Source organism: Streptococcus sp. HF-2466 (assembly GCF_015594645.1).
Lineage (GTDB): Bacteria > Bacillota > Bacilli > Lactobacillales > Streptococcaceae > Streptococcus > Streptococcus anginosus.
In genome coordinates, this window is sequence record NZ_JADNQU010000002.1 from 24,452 (window position 1) to 37,899 (window position 13,448).

The 13,448-nt window shown below is 39.5% G+C and carries 14 protein-coding genes; 12 read left to right on the forward strand and 2 right to left on the reverse strand.

Annotated features, from left to right (window positions below; all coding sequences use genetic code 11):
* Window positions 1-5 precede the first annotated feature (5 nt).
* Both IYQ91_RS02805 and IYQ91_RS02810 read right to left on the reverse strand, forming a co-directional pair.
* On the reverse strand, window positions 6-293 hold the full coding sequence (locus IYQ91_RS02805; RefSeq protein ID WP_022527021.1) for a hypothetical protein: 288 nt from the start codon (window positions 291-293) through the stop codon (window positions 6-8).
* Window positions 294-302: 9 nt separating this feature from the next.
* On the reverse strand, window positions 303-713 hold the full coding sequence (locus tag IYQ91_RS02810; protein ID WP_195673017.1) for an HIT family protein: 411 nt from the start codon (window positions 711-713) through the stop codon (window positions 303-305).
* Between the two features lie 68 nt (window positions 714-781).
* On the opposite strand from IYQ91_RS02810, the gene IYQ91_RS02815 reads away from it, so the two are divergent.
* From IYQ91_RS02815 to IYQ91_RS02870, 12 genes are all read left to right on the forward strand, one after another.
* Window positions 782-1,513, forward strand: a complete 732-nt coding sequence (locus IYQ91_RS02815; protein ID WP_049517074.1) for an ABC transporter ATP-binding protein — start codon at window positions 782-784, stop codon at window positions 1,511-1,513.
* Window positions 1,510-2,556 carry an ABC transporter permease gene (locus tag IYQ91_RS02820; protein WP_195673018.1) on the forward strand — a complete coding sequence of 349 codons (1,047 nt, stop codon included), beginning with the start codon at window positions 1,510-1,512 and terminating at the stop codon, window positions 2,554-2,556. The genes IYQ91_RS02815 and IYQ91_RS02820 overlap by 4 nt, the downstream gene beginning before the upstream one ends.
* Window positions 2,557-2,606: 50 nt before the next feature.
* Entirely contained in the window at window positions 2,607-3,404 is a 798-nt protein-coding gene (ccrZ, locus tag IYQ91_RS02825) for a cell cycle regulator CcrZ (RefSeq protein ID WP_195673019.1), read from the forward strand.
* Window positions 3,401-4,036, forward strand: coding sequence for a tRNA (guanosine(46)-N7)-methyltransferase TrmB (gene trmB, locus IYQ91_RS02830; protein WP_195673020.1), 636 nt, complete (start codon window positions 3,401-3,403; stop codon window positions 4,034-4,036). The genes ccrZ and trmB overlap by 4 nt, the downstream gene beginning before the upstream one ends.
* 614 nt (window positions 4,037-4,650) lie before the next feature.
* Window positions 4,651-5,340, forward strand: coding sequence for a VIT1/CCC1 transporter family protein (locus tag IYQ91_RS02835; RefSeq protein WP_026248194.1), 690 nt, complete (start codon window positions 4,651-4,653; stop codon window positions 5,338-5,340).
* A 247-nt stretch (window positions 5,341-5,587) separates the two neighbouring features.
* Window positions 5,588-6,076: a ribosome maturation factor RimP gene (gene rimP / locus IYQ91_RS02840; protein ID WP_195673021.1), complete on the forward strand. Its 489-nt coding sequence runs from the start codon at window positions 5,588-5,590 to the stop codon at window positions 6,074-6,076.
* Window positions 6,077-6,129: 53 nt separating this feature from the next.
* Window positions 6,130-7,323 carry a transcription termination factor NusA gene (gene nusA / locus IYQ91_RS02845; RefSeq protein WP_195673022.1) on the forward strand — a complete coding sequence of 398 codons (1,194 nt, stop codon included), beginning with the start codon at window positions 6,130-6,132 and terminating at the stop codon, window positions 7,321-7,323.
* Between the two features lie 12 nt (window positions 7,324-7,335).
* The gene (rnpM, locus tag IYQ91_RS02850) at window positions 7,336-7,632 is read left to right on the forward strand and encodes an RNase P modulator RnpM (protein WP_003025961.1); all 297 of its coding nucleotides are present in this window, start codon (window positions 7,336-7,338) and stop codon (window positions 7,630-7,632) included.
* Window positions 7,625-7,924 (forward strand): YlxQ-related RNA-binding protein, encoded by a 300-nt coding sequence (locus IYQ91_RS02855; protein ID WP_003033813.1) that lies wholly within the window; start codon window positions 7,625-7,627, stop codon window positions 7,922-7,924. Before rnpM ends, IYQ91_RS02855 begins: the two co-directional genes overlap by 8 nt.
* Before the next feature lie 16 nt (window positions 7,925-7,940).
* Window positions 7,941-10,778: a translation initiation factor IF-2 gene (infB, locus tag IYQ91_RS02860; RefSeq protein ID WP_195673023.1), complete on the forward strand. Its 2,838-nt coding sequence runs from the start codon at window positions 7,941-7,943 to the stop codon at window positions 10,776-10,778.
* An 80-nt stretch (window positions 10,779-10,858) separates the two neighbouring features.
* Complete coding sequence (gene rbfA / locus IYQ91_RS02865) at window positions 10,859-11,209, forward strand: 30S ribosome-binding factor RbfA (RefSeq protein WP_195673024.1); 351 nt, start codon at window positions 10,859-10,861, stop codon at window positions 11,207-11,209.
* 158 nt (window positions 11,210-11,367) lie between these two features.
* The gene (locus IYQ91_RS02870; protein WP_195673025.1) at window positions 11,368-12,999 is read left to right on the forward strand and encodes a Na/Pi cotransporter family protein; all 1,632 of its coding nucleotides are present in this window, start codon (window positions 11,368-11,370) and stop codon (window positions 12,997-12,999) included.
* Window positions 13,000-13,448: the final 449 nt, after the last annotated feature.

Genomic DNA, 13,448 nt, shown 5'->3' on the forward strand with positions numbered 1-13,448 from the left:
ACTTCTTAGTTGATGTGAGCCTTCCAGATATCTTGAATTTGCTGAAGTCGAGCAGTAGCGTCTTGCTCAAAAAGTTTGAATTGGTAAGTCAAATCCTGTGAAATTGTTTGGAGATTGTCTTTTTGCTCTTGAACGACTTGGAGATTTCGTTGAATATTTTGTAGATTGTCTTGAATCCTGTCCATTAGCTCATAACTTTCAACAGCCTCGTTCATGAGTTTTTCTCTATTTTTAACAAGGAAAAAGCTGGCTGCAGCTGCACCGGTGAATAATAATAGATTACTAAGTTTCATGGTTTCTCCTTATGCTTTTGAAATTTTTTCGGCTAATTCTGCAAGAGCAGGGAAGTTTGGTTCGTGCGCCACGAAAGTCAGTTTTAAATCATCATTTTCTGTATAGCGTGGTGCTAAATGGACATGTGTATGGAAGACAGATTGACCGGCAATTTCTTCGTTGTTATTGATGATATTCATCCCCTTTGCACCAGTAGCCTTCATCACTTTACGAGCAATATCTGGAATGCGTACAAAGAGTTGACTGGCAGCTTCACCGTCCATTTCAAGCATGTTGCGGAAATGTCTTTTAGGGACAACCAAGGTATGTCCGGGTGTTACTTGTGAGATGTCTAAAAATGCTAGAATTTCATCGTCTTCATATACTTTAGAAGCTGGAATTTCTCCTGCAATAATCTTACAAAAAATGCAATCTGCCATCAAATTTACCTCTACTTTGCTAGATTTTGTTATAATATAAGAACATTATACCAGAATTTGGAGAAAATATGTTAGAAATAAAAGGGCTTACAGGGGGCTATGTAAATATCCCTGTTTTAAAAGACATCAGTTTCACAGTAGGAAATGGGGAACTGGTGGGGTTGATTGGCTTGAATGGTGCGGGTAAATCCACTACAATCAATGAAATTATCGGACTTTTAACTCCTTATAAAGGTGAAATTTTAATTGACGGTGCCAAACTGCAAGATAGTCCTACGGCTTATCGTAAGAAAATTGGTTTTATTCCGGAAACACCTAGTTTGTATGAGGAATTAACGCTGCGCGAGCATATTGAAACGGTTGCTATGGCTTATGATGTGGAGCAAAAGGTGGCTTTTGCACGCGTGGAAAAATTATTGACGATGTTTCGCTTGAAAGAAAAATTAGATTGGTTTCCGGTGCATTTTTCTAAGGGGATGAAGCAAAAAGTCATGATTATCTGTGCATTTGTGGTTGACCCCAGCCTTTTTATCGTTGATGAACCATTTTTAGGACTTGATCCAGTTGCCATTGCTGACTTGATAGAGCTTTTGGAGGATGAAAAGGCAAAAGGCAAGTCAATTCTTATGAGTACGCATGTGCTGGATTCGGCAGAAAAGATGTGTGATTCATTCGTGATATTGCATAAGGGAGAAATCCGAGCTAAAGGCAATTTAGCAGAATTACGAGCAGAATTTGCCATGCCAGAAGCTAGTCTCAATGACATTTATCTAGCTTTGACAGAAGAGGCGAGCCTATGAGAAATCTGTTTCAAAAGCGCAGGCAAGTATTTCGCAATCAATGTTTGAAGTATTCACGCTATGTTTTTAATGACCATTTTATCCTCTTTTTATTGGTCTTTATTGGCTTTTTAGCTGTTCAATACAGTCAACTGTTACGAAATTTTCCTAAAAATCACCTGCCAATCATTCTTGCTTTAGTGGTTCTTTTGTTCTTATTATTGCCTTTGGGACGAATCGCGACTTATATGGAAAAACCAGATAGTCTGTTTTTATTGGTCAAAGAAGAGGAATTAAAAAGCTACCTACAAGAACAAACGCGTTTATCTTATCGATTATGGGCCTTGCTTCAAACCGTTGTGTTGTTACTATTAGTACCGCTTTTTCTTGCCTTAGGCATGCCGCTTTGGGGCTGGTTTATTCTTGTTTTTCTTATGTTGATAGCAAAATGGTTCGTATTTTTGCAGAAAAGTCAAAAATTTTACCAAGGTGCAGGGGTGAATTGGAGCTATCTCATTGCTTATGAAGAAAGACGTAAGCAGACAATCCTACGTTTCTTTGCTCTCTTTACCAATGTCAAAGGAATTTCTAATAGTGTGAAACGCCGTGCGTATCTTGATGGTTTGACAAATATTCTACCCAAAAGACAGTCAACTACTTGGCAAAATATATATTTGCGTTCTTATTTACGAAATGGTGATTTTCTGGCCTTGACTATACGGTTGCTGTTTCTGTCTCTTTTGGGAATTGGTTTTATCAGTCAATCATGGATTGCGGCTATTTTCGTGGCTTTGTTGAATTATCTCTTGCTATTTCAGTTGACAGCCTTGTACAATGCTTTTGATTATCAATATTTGACGTTCTTATTTCCTTTGGAAACTGGATTGAAATTAAAAGGAGTGAAACAAGTGATTATTCTTATTGGCTACAGCGTGCTTTTTGTGGAAACAATGATGGCTTTGTTGTTTTTCCAAGATAGAGTAGCTTTGCTTTTTATGATTGGAATTACATTGCTACTTTATTTCATCTATTTACCATTTAAATTAAGAAGTTTGGTTGACTAAAGGAAGTAAAATTAGTAAAATAGATAGGAAACTTTTTACGGAGGGGAATAATGGACTTGGTTGATAATGAGCTAACTCTGACGCCGATTGCAGGCAAGAGTGGAAAAGCCTACATGGGCACCTATCCAGATGGGGCGCGCGTTTTCGTCAAGATGAATACAACCCCAATCTTAGTAGGTTTAGCTAGAGAACAAATTGCACCACAACTATTGTGGAGTCGTCGCATGGCAGATGGCAACGTTATGAGTGCGCAAGAGTGGCTGTCAGGAAAGATCTTGACACCAGCTGAAATGGACAAAAAGCAAATTGTAAATATTTTGACGCGTTTGCATCGCTCACGTCCCTTGATGACACAACTGCGCCGGCTGGGTTATGCTTTGGAAACGCCAGCAGATTTAGTGGAATCCTGGTTGGAACATGCTCCAATCGCACTTAGCAATAATCAATATTTACGGTCTGTTTTAAGAGACATGCGTAGCAATCTGCCGCAATTTCGTGAGGATTATGCAACGATTGTACATGGAGATGTTCGGCATAGTAATTGGATTGAAACGGACAGCGGTTTGGTGTATTTGGTAGATTGGGATTCTGTGCGTTTGACAGATCGAATGTTTGATGTGGCCCATATGTTAAGTCATTATATTCCAGAAGCGCGTTGGAAAGAATGGTTGACCTACTATGGCTATCGCTATAATGAAACGGTATTGAAGAAATTATACTGGTATGGTCAGTATGCTTACCTATGTCAGATTGTGAAGTATTATGAAAATGCAGACTTGGAAAATGTGAATCGGGAGATTTATGCCTTGCGCAACTTCCGCTCAAAATACGGAAGAAAGGTGTCATGAGAGTTAGAAATCGCAAAGGCGCAACGGAATTACTAGAAGCAAACCCGCAATATGTGATTTTAAATCCTGCTGAAGCAAAGGGCAAGTGGCATGAGATTTTTGGGAATAAGCACCCTATTCATATTGAAGTGGGAAGTGGGAAAGGTGCGTTTGTTTCAGAAATGGCAAAAGCTCATCCAGAAATTAACTATATCGGAATTGATATTCAAAAATCTGTTTTGAGTTACGCCTTGGATAAGGTTTTAGTAGCTGATGTTCCCAATATCAAGCTCCTTTGGGTAGATGGTTCTGATTTGACCAACTACTTTGAAAATGGAGAGATTGATTGTTTGTATCTGAATTTTTCTGATCCTTGGCCCAAGAAACGCCATGAAAAACGGCGCTTGACCTACAAATCTTTTCTCGATACCTTTAAGCAAATTTTACCAGAACATGGTGAGATTCATTTCAAAACAGATAATCGTGGTCTCTTTGAATATAGCTTGGTAAGTTTTTCTCAATACGGCATGAAACTAAATGGCGTTTGGTTGGATTTGCACGCGAGCGACTTTGAGAATAATGTGATGACGGAATATGAGCAAAAATTTGCCAACAAAGGTCAAGTAATCTATCGGGTTGAGGCAGAGTTTTAAGGTGAAATAGATAATTGAAAGAGGCTGGGCAAAAAGTATCCCAGCTTCTATCAGATTTAGTAATAAACGAATAACGCAGTAGGTGATTGGGCTCTTCATTCGCTGTTCAAGCTCGGAAGAGCACTTTTGGCGAAAACTTCGTTTTCTTCATCTGCAACCTTAAACAGCTTGATAACTGTTTAAGCACCCTTGCGGGGGTGGGACTACGAACTAAAAATTTTCAATTTTTAGTTTTGTCCCACTCCCTTTTCTGATTTTTAGGAGAAAAGATTGCTAAAAAACAAGAGGAGCAAAAGAATGTCTCAAGCGACAAAATGAACTTTAAAAGCTTCATTTAAACATTTTGTTATAAAAGCTATTAACAAAATTTACGATTCAGGACATTGTAGAAGATTGTGGTATCAATCGGATGACCTTTTACCATATATATATATGATTTGGTAGAATGGTCTTGTTTTGAGCTTGCTAAAAAGTAAAACGTTGCTGTCCAAGTAGATGTTTAAGAAATTTTATTAAATAGTAGAACTTTTCTCATTTTGTTCTTTTCTCTTGTGCTTGATTAAGTTTTTATTTATAATAATTCTAAATAAAGAGAAAAGAGAAGATTGACGATGATGAGAGAACAAGAAATTGATAAGAATTTTAGCGGTCGGCTTAATATTTTGCGAGCTGGAGTATTGGGGGCCAATGATGGTATTATTTCTATCGCGGGTGTGGTAATAGGGGTAGCAAGTGCGACAGAAAGTATTTGGATTATCTTTCTTTCTGGGTTAGCAGCAGTCTTTGCGGGAGCTTTTTCCATGGCAGGTGGTGAATATGTATCTGTCTCCACTCAAAAGGATACGGAGGAGGCCGCAGTTGTCAGAGAGCGAGATCTTTTAATGAAAAATCCAGATATTGCTAGGCAGTCGCTCTATGCAGCTTATATCCAGAATGGCGAGTGTGAGACTTCTGCCCAGCTTTTAACCAATCGAGCTTTTTTAAAGGATCCTCTCAAAGCTTTGGTAGCGGAAAAGTATGGTATTGAAGTGGAAGAATTTACTAATCCTTGGCATGCAGCAATCTCCAGCTTTATCGCTTTTGTAGCAGGAGCTATTTTTCCCATGCTGAGCATTGTCTTCTTTTCTGCTAGTTATAGAATTCCGGCGACAGTAGTCATCGTTGCTTTATCGCTATTGGGAACGGGATACACCAGTGCCAAGTTAGGAAAAGCACCGATAAAAAATGCCATGATTCGAAACTTAGTCATTGGACTTTTGACTATGACAGTAACTTATCTTGTAGGTCAATTATTTGCTATTTAATTTCGAAATAAAAAACCTTTATGAGGAGTGATTTTGATTGTAGGTTATTCTATTTGACTTTATAGTCAATTCTTTTTAGAATTATCTGTCAACCACAATGCTGAAATCAATCAATTTTCTTACGATTGATAAGTATAGCATCAAATAAAATACAGGAATATATTTTCTTGCATTTTATTTTTTCTTATGCTATAATACAAGTAACGAATATGAAAGAGAGGCGAGGAAGTATCTTCGCCTCTTATCTGTGAGGAGGTGTAGTCTTATCGCAACGATTGTAGAATTGGTAAAAGAGGTTGTCGAGCCAGTCATCCAAGAGCCGTATGAATTAGTGAATATTGACTATGGTAAGATGGGGAGCGACCATGTTCTCAGTATTTTTGTAGATAAGCCGGGAGGGATTACCGTAAATGATACGGCAGATTTGACGGACATCATCAGTCCGCTTTTGGACACGATTAAGCCGGATCCTTTTCCTGAGCAGTATTTCCTTGAGGTGACGAGCCCAGGGTTGGAACGTCCGCTGAAAACGAAAGAACAATTAGCAGATGCAGTTGGGGAATATATCCATGTTAGTCTGTATCAAGCACTTGATAAAAGTAAAGTCTTTGAGGGGACACTGCTTTCTTTCGAGGAAGATCATTTAACAATGGAATATATGGATAAGACGCGTAAGAAAGTTGTTCAAATTCCTTACCAGCTAGTATCCAAAGCAAGATTAGCAGTCAAATTTTAGCAAGAATATAATAAAGAAAGGATTGCTTTTGTTTCCACAAAAGCTGAAAAAACATGAGTAAAGAAATGCTAGAGGCCTTCCGTATTTTGGAAGAAGACAAAGGGATCAAAAAAGAAGATATTATCGAAGCAGTGACAGAATCCTTGCGCTCCGCTTATCGTCGCCGTTATGGTCAAGCAGATAGCGCAGCCATTGAATTTAACGAAAAAACAGGAGATTTTCGTGTCTATACAGTTCGTGAAGTGGTGGACGAAGTTTTTGATAGCCGTTTGGAAATCAGCTTAAAAGATGCTCTTGCCATTAGTTCGGCTTATGAACTTGGTGATAAAATCAAATTTGAAGAAGCACCAACTGAATTTGGCCGGGTAGCAGCTCAATCTGCTAAGCAAACGATTATGGAGAAAATGCGCAAGCAAACTCGTGCAATTACTTATAATAAGTACAAAGAGCATGAAAATGAAATCATGTCAGGAACAGTCGAACGCTTTGATAATCGTTTCATCTATGTCAATCTTGGCAGCATTGAAGCGCAGTTGTCTAAACAAGATCAAATTCCTGGAGAAGTCTTTGCTTCACACGACCGCATTGAAGTTTTTGTTTATAAGGTTGAGGACAATCCTCGCGGTGTGAATGTTTTTGTTAGCCGTAGTCATCCAGAGATGATCAAACGCTTGATGGAGCAAGAAATTCCTGAAGTTTATGACGGAACGGTTGAAATCATGAGCGTTTCTCGTGAAGCAGGTGATCGAACCAAGGTTGCGGTACGCAGTCACAACCCAAATGTAGATGCAATTGGTGCAATCGTTGGACGTGGTGGCGCAAATATTAAGAAAATTACCAGCAAATTTCATCCGGCTAAATATGACGCCAAATCTGGCCGTATGATTCCTGTAGAGGAAAATATTGATGTCATTGAGTGGGTAGCAGATCCTGCTGAATTCATCTACAATGCGATTGCTCCGGCAGAAGTGGATCAAGTCATCTTTGATAGTCAAGATAGCAAGCATGCTCTTGTCGTTGTGCCAGATAACAAATTGTCTCTTGCAATCGGTCGTCGCGGACAAAACGTACGCTTGGCAGCTCATTTGACAGGTTACAGAATTGACATCAAATCTGCAAGTGAATTTGAAGCTATGGAAGAAGCTGGTGAACTCGGCGGATTTGCTGAAGAAGTAGAAGAATTTACAGCAGTTGAAAGTCCTGTAGAAACAGAATTTGTGGAAAGTGAAGTTGAAGCAGCAGACTAAAGGAGGGAAAGAATGGCAAAAACAAGAAAAATCCCTTTACGAAAATCAGTAGTTTCTAACGAAATCATTGACAAGCGTGATTTACTCCGCATTGTCAAAAACAAAGAAGGTCAAATTTTCATTGATCCGACAGGAAAGGCGAACGGGCGTGGAGCTTATATCAAACTTGATAATGAAGAAGCGCTTCAAGCTAAGCAAAAACGAGTCTTTAATCGCAGTTTCAATATGGAAGTGGAAGACGATTTTTACGATGAACTGATTGCTTACGTGGATCACAAGGTCAAAAGAAGAGAGTTAGGTCTTGAATAAGCAAAAACTAGCAAATTTACTTGGCTTAGCACAACGAGCAGGTCGCATCATATCGGGTGAAGAATTGGTTGTTAAGGCAATACAAGATAAGAAAGCAAAGTTAGTCTTTTTATCCAATGATGCTGCTCCAAATTTGACCAAGAAAATTACTGATAAAAGTCATTACTATAAAGTAGAAGTATCAACCGTGTTTTCAACACTGGAATTAAGCACCGCAGTAGGCAAGGCAAGAAAAGTGCTTGCCATCACTGATGCTGGATTTACAAAGAAAATGAGGTCTCTTATGGAATAGAAGAGGAGGACAAGATTTGTCTAAAGTAAGATTGTACGAAATCGCGAAAGAACTGGGAAAAGAAAGCAAGGAAATTGTGGCGCGTGCAAAAGAGCTTGGTATTGAGGTAAAAAGTCATGCCAGCAGCGTGGAAAGTGAAATAGCAACACGTATCACAGCTAGCTTTTCTCAAGCAGCAGCTCCTAAAAAAGAAACGACTCAAAAGCCGACTCAATCGTTGCCTAAAGAGCAACCGTCAGCTCCAACGGCAGTGAAAGAAACGACCGAGGCTGAGAAGAAAGCAGAGCCGAAGGCAGTAGCTCCGACGCAAAAGTCGGAAGTGGAAGCGAAGTCGGCGTCTGCAAAACCAAAAAGTCGTAATTTTAAGGCTGAACGAGAGGCAAGAGCGAAAGAACAGGCAGAACGACGAAATAAACAGCGAGACAATCGTCCGCAAAAACAACAAAATGGCGATAAACGAAATCGAGATGAACGTAATCAGCGTAATGATCGAAGCAATCAAAATCGCAATGACCGAGGAAATCGCAACGAACAACGCGACAACCGCAATCATCGAAACCAAGACAATCGTCGCCAAGGGCAAAATCGTTCACATGTTGCAAATCAAAATCGCCCTCAAACGGATCAAGGGCCACGCATTGATTTTAAAGCACGTGCAGCAGCTCTGAAAGCTGAACAAAATGCTGAATACGCTCGTGGTAGTGAAGAACGTTTCAAACAAGCTCAGGCTGCGAAAGCAGCTCAACGCGAGCAGAATAAACGGAAAGAACCTGTAGAAGAATTATTCAAAGCAGCAGCGCCTATCGTGGAAGCAACAAAGCCAGCTCCACAGCCCCAAGTTGCTCCTGAAGCGAGTCAAACTCCCGCAGTTGACACTCGTCGTAAAAAACAAGCCCGGCCAGACAAGAAGCGCGATGACTTTGATCGTGAAGAAGATGGTCCAAGAAAACAACAAAAGAATCGAAGCAGTCAAAATCAAGTGAGAAATCAAAAGAATAGTAATTGGAATCATAACAAGAAAAATAAAAAAGGCAAGAACAATCGGAATAACACTCCAACTCCAAAACCAGTTACAGAACGCAAGTTCCATGAATTGCCTAAAGAATTTGAATACACAGAAGGTATGACCGTTGCAGAAATTGCAAAACGGATTAAACGTGAACCAGCCGAAATTGTCAAGAAACTCTTTATGATGGGAGTCATGGCGACCCAAAACCAATCGTTAGATAGTGACACCATTGAACTCCTCATGGTGGATTATGGTATTGAAGCTCATGCTAAAGTTGAAGTGGACAATGCAGATATTGATCGTTTCTTTGTGGATGATGATTATCTTGATCCAGATGCCTTGGTAGAGCGTCCGCCAGTTGTGACCATCATGGGACACGTTGACCATGGGAAAACAACACTTTTGGATACCTTGCGTAATTCTCGTGTTGCTACAGGTGAAGCAGGTGGGATTACACAACATATTGGTGCTTACCAGATTGAAGAAAATGGTAAGAAAATTACCTTCCTTGATACACCAGGGCATGCGGCCTTTACTTCTATGCGGGCGCGCGGTGCTTCTGTCACAGATATTACGATTCTTGTCGTAGCAGCAGATGATGGAGTCATGCCTCAAACGATTGAAGCCATTAACCACTCAAAAGCAGCAAATGTCCCTATTATTGTAGCAATTAACAAGATTGATAAGCCAGGTGCCAACCCTGAACGGGTTATCGGTGAATTGGCTGAATATGGCGTTATGTCAACTGCTTGGGGCGGTGATTCTGAATTCGTTGAAATCTCAGCGAAATTCAATCAAAATATTGAGGAGTTGCTCGAAACCGTTCTCCTTGTAGCCGAAATTCAAGAATTAAAAGCCGATCCAAATGTTCGCGCAATCGGTACGGTTATCGAAGCGCGCTTGGATAAAGGAAAAGGTGCAGTGGCAACTCTGCTCGTTCAACAAGGTACTTTGAATGTGCAGGATCCAATTGTTGTCGGAAATACCTTTGGACGTGTACGTGCGATGACCAATGACCGTGGACGCCGAGTGAAAGTTGCTGGACCGTCTACACCAGTATCTATCACGGGTCTAAATGAAACACCGATGGCTGGTGACCATTTTGCCGTATATGAAGATGAAAAAGCAGCGCGTGCAGCTGGTGAAGAACGTGCAAAACGTGCTCTCATGAAGCAACGTCAAGCAACTCACCGTGTTAGTCTTGAAAATCTCTTTGATACCCTTAAAGCAGGCGAAGTCAAGTCTGTCAATGTCATTATCAAAGCAGACGTGCAAGGTTCTGCTGAAGCCTTGACAGCTTCCCTTCAGAAGATTGAAGTGGAAGGTGTTAAAGTAACAATTGTTCACTCAGCAGTTGGTGCGATTAACGAATCAGATGTTACTCTTGCGGAAGCTTCCAATGCCTTTATCATTGGTTTCAATGTTCGTCCTACTCCACAAGCTCGTCAACAAGCTGAAGCGGATGACGTCGAAATGCGTCTTCACAGTATCATTTATAAAGTGATTGAAGAAGTAGAAGATGCCATGAAAGGGATGCTTGATCCAGAATTTGAAGAAAAAATTATTGGTGAAGCTGTTATCCGTGAAACCTTCAAGGTTTCTAAAGTCGGTACCATTGGTGGCTTTATGGTGGTTAGCGGTAAAGTAACGCGTGATTCTAAGGTTCGTGTGATTCGTGATGGTGTTGTCATCTTTGATGGTGCGCTTGCTAGCCTCAAACATTATAAGGATGATGTGAAAGAAGTTGGCAATGGGCAAGAAGGTGGTCTTATGGTTGAGAACTACAATGACATCAAGGTAGACGACATGATTGAAGCCTACATCATGGAAGAAATCACAAAATAAGATATGAATGGAAGAGAGACAGACTATGATTTATTGAAGTCTGCCTCAACCTTTTTCTAAAGTAAGTGAAAGGAGATATCATGGCAAATCAATTTCGTGTGGATCGTGTGGGCATGGAAATCAAACGTGAAGTCAATGAAATCTTGCAAAAAAAAGTTCGTGATCCGCGTGTTCAAGGAATTACCATTACAGATGTGCAAATGTTGGGCGACTTGTCAATGGCAAAAGTATACTACACGCTGATGAGCAACCTTGCTTCTGAGCAAGAAAAAGCTCAAATTGGTTTAGAAAAAGCCAAAGGAACGATCAAACGTGAATTGGGTCACAACTTGAAGATGTATAAAATTCCTGATTTGACATTTATCAAAGATGAATCCATTGAATATGGGAACAGAATTGATCAAATGCTCCGTGATTTAGATCAAAAATAAGACGTGATTTTAGCTATATCAATATATTTAAAAAGAAAGGAAATTTTATTTTTCTTTCTTTTTTTGATAAAAATGCTAAAAAAGGCTTGTTACTTTTACACTTATCCTTTAAAATAGAAAAGGAGATAATCCGCTACAGATTTTTCGGAGGAGAAAAGATGTCCATCAATTGGCAGCAAATTATATTTAGCTTTTTAGGCGGTTTAGGACTTTTCCTATATAGTATTCGGATGATGGGAGATGGTTTGCAGCAGGCTGCGGGTGATCGGCTTCGTTATTTCATTGACAAATATACCAGCAATCCATTTTTTGGTGTTCTAGTTGGAATTGGTCTAACAGCCTTGATTCAGTCAAGTTCAGGTGTGACAGTTATTACAGTTGGATTGGTGAGTGCAGGCCTTTTAACACTCAGACAGGCAATTGGGATTGTCATGGGGGCCAATATTGGAACAACGGTAACCTCTTTTATCATTGGTTTTAAACTGGGCGATTATGCATTACCCATTCTCTTTTTAGGAGCGATTTGTCTCTTCTTTACCAAAAAACGCTCTATCAATAATATTGGTCGTGTCTTATTTGGGGTCGGTGGGATTTTCTTTGCTTTGAATTTGATGAGTGGTGCTATGGAGCCATTGAAAAATTTAGATGCTTTTCGTGAATATATGATAAAGTTAAGTGGAAATCCAGTCCTTGGTGTGTTTGTAGGAACAGGGATTACATTGCTCATTCAAGCTTCGTCTGCTACCATTGGGATTTTGCAGAATCTGTATGCAAGTGGCTTGATTGAGCTAAAAGGAGCTTTGCCAGTTCTTTTTGGGGATAATATCGGGACAACGATTACAGCGATTATTGCATCATTAGGAGCCAATATTGCTGCTAAACGTGTGGCAGGTGCCCATGTCACTTTCAATGTGGTCGGTACCGTTTTATGCTTGATCGTTTTAGGTCCATTTACAAGCTTGATTCAGTGGTTTCAAACAGCTCTCCATTTAAGTCCAGAAATGACCATTGCCTTTGCTCACGGAACTTTTAATGTTACTAATACCATTATTCAATTTCCATTTATTGGCTTGTTAGCTACCTTGGTAACAAAACTGATTCCAGGTGAAGATGAAGTTGTGAAATATGAACCGCTTTATTTAGATCCGATTTTAATCAAACAAGCTCCGTCTTTGGCGCTTGGAAATGCCAAAAAAGAATTGCTGCATTTAGGACGTTATGCGATGCGTTCATTTGAGTTGGCTTATGATTATATTGTGAACAATACTGAAAAGTCAGCAGACAAGGGACACAAGGTAGAAGAAGCAATCAATAAGATTGATGAAGATCTCACACGTTACCTCATTGATTTATCTAGTGAGCCTCTTAGCCAAAAAGAAAGTGAAGTGCTGACAAATATTTTGGATTCATCTCGAGATTTAGAAAGAATCGGGGACCATGGTGAAGCGCTGATTAACTTGACTGATTATATCCGTCGGAAAAAGGTGGAATTTTCTCCAGCAGCTTTGCAAGAGTTGGAATTGATTTACAATATGACGCTCAGCTTCATAAAAGAATCATTGAAGTCTGTAGAAGATAATGATATTGAATTGGCCAATAGTTTGGTGGCTAAGCATGAAGCGATTGATAAAATGGAACGAAAGCTACGGAAAACGCACATTCATCGTCTGAACAGAGGTGAATGCTCTACGCAAGCTGGGGTGAACTTTATTGATATCATCTCTCACTATACGAGAGTAGCGGATCACGCCATGAACTTAGCGGAAAAGGTCCAAGCTGAACAAATATAATCATGAGAAATAAACTGCTGGTGCGGTTTATTTTTTTTGTACCCTACTTATCTTGTATGATCAAGTAGAAAGTTTATTAATAATGACTCTGTGAGATCAAGTTGGGTACACAAGAAAAAGTGGAACATCTGTGCTGTAATACTGGCTTGACTCTGTTATCAATCCAATGTGATAGAGCAAATAGAGGTAGAGTAGAACTTGAAAGATGTCACAGTTTATCTTTCTCAAAACTTACAAACTCTAAACCAGTTCATCAAGGAGAAAAATATAAATTTCGAAATATACTTTTTACTTTTGATTAAATCTTTCTTGTAAAATTGCATTTGTTAAACTATTCGAACCTCTTATTGCTGGCTATCAGTAGATTGTGGGTATTGAATTAGAAAAAGTTTTTGGTATGTTTTGTAAGATAAACTTATGTTTTTGATGAAAACATCACTGTGATGAGG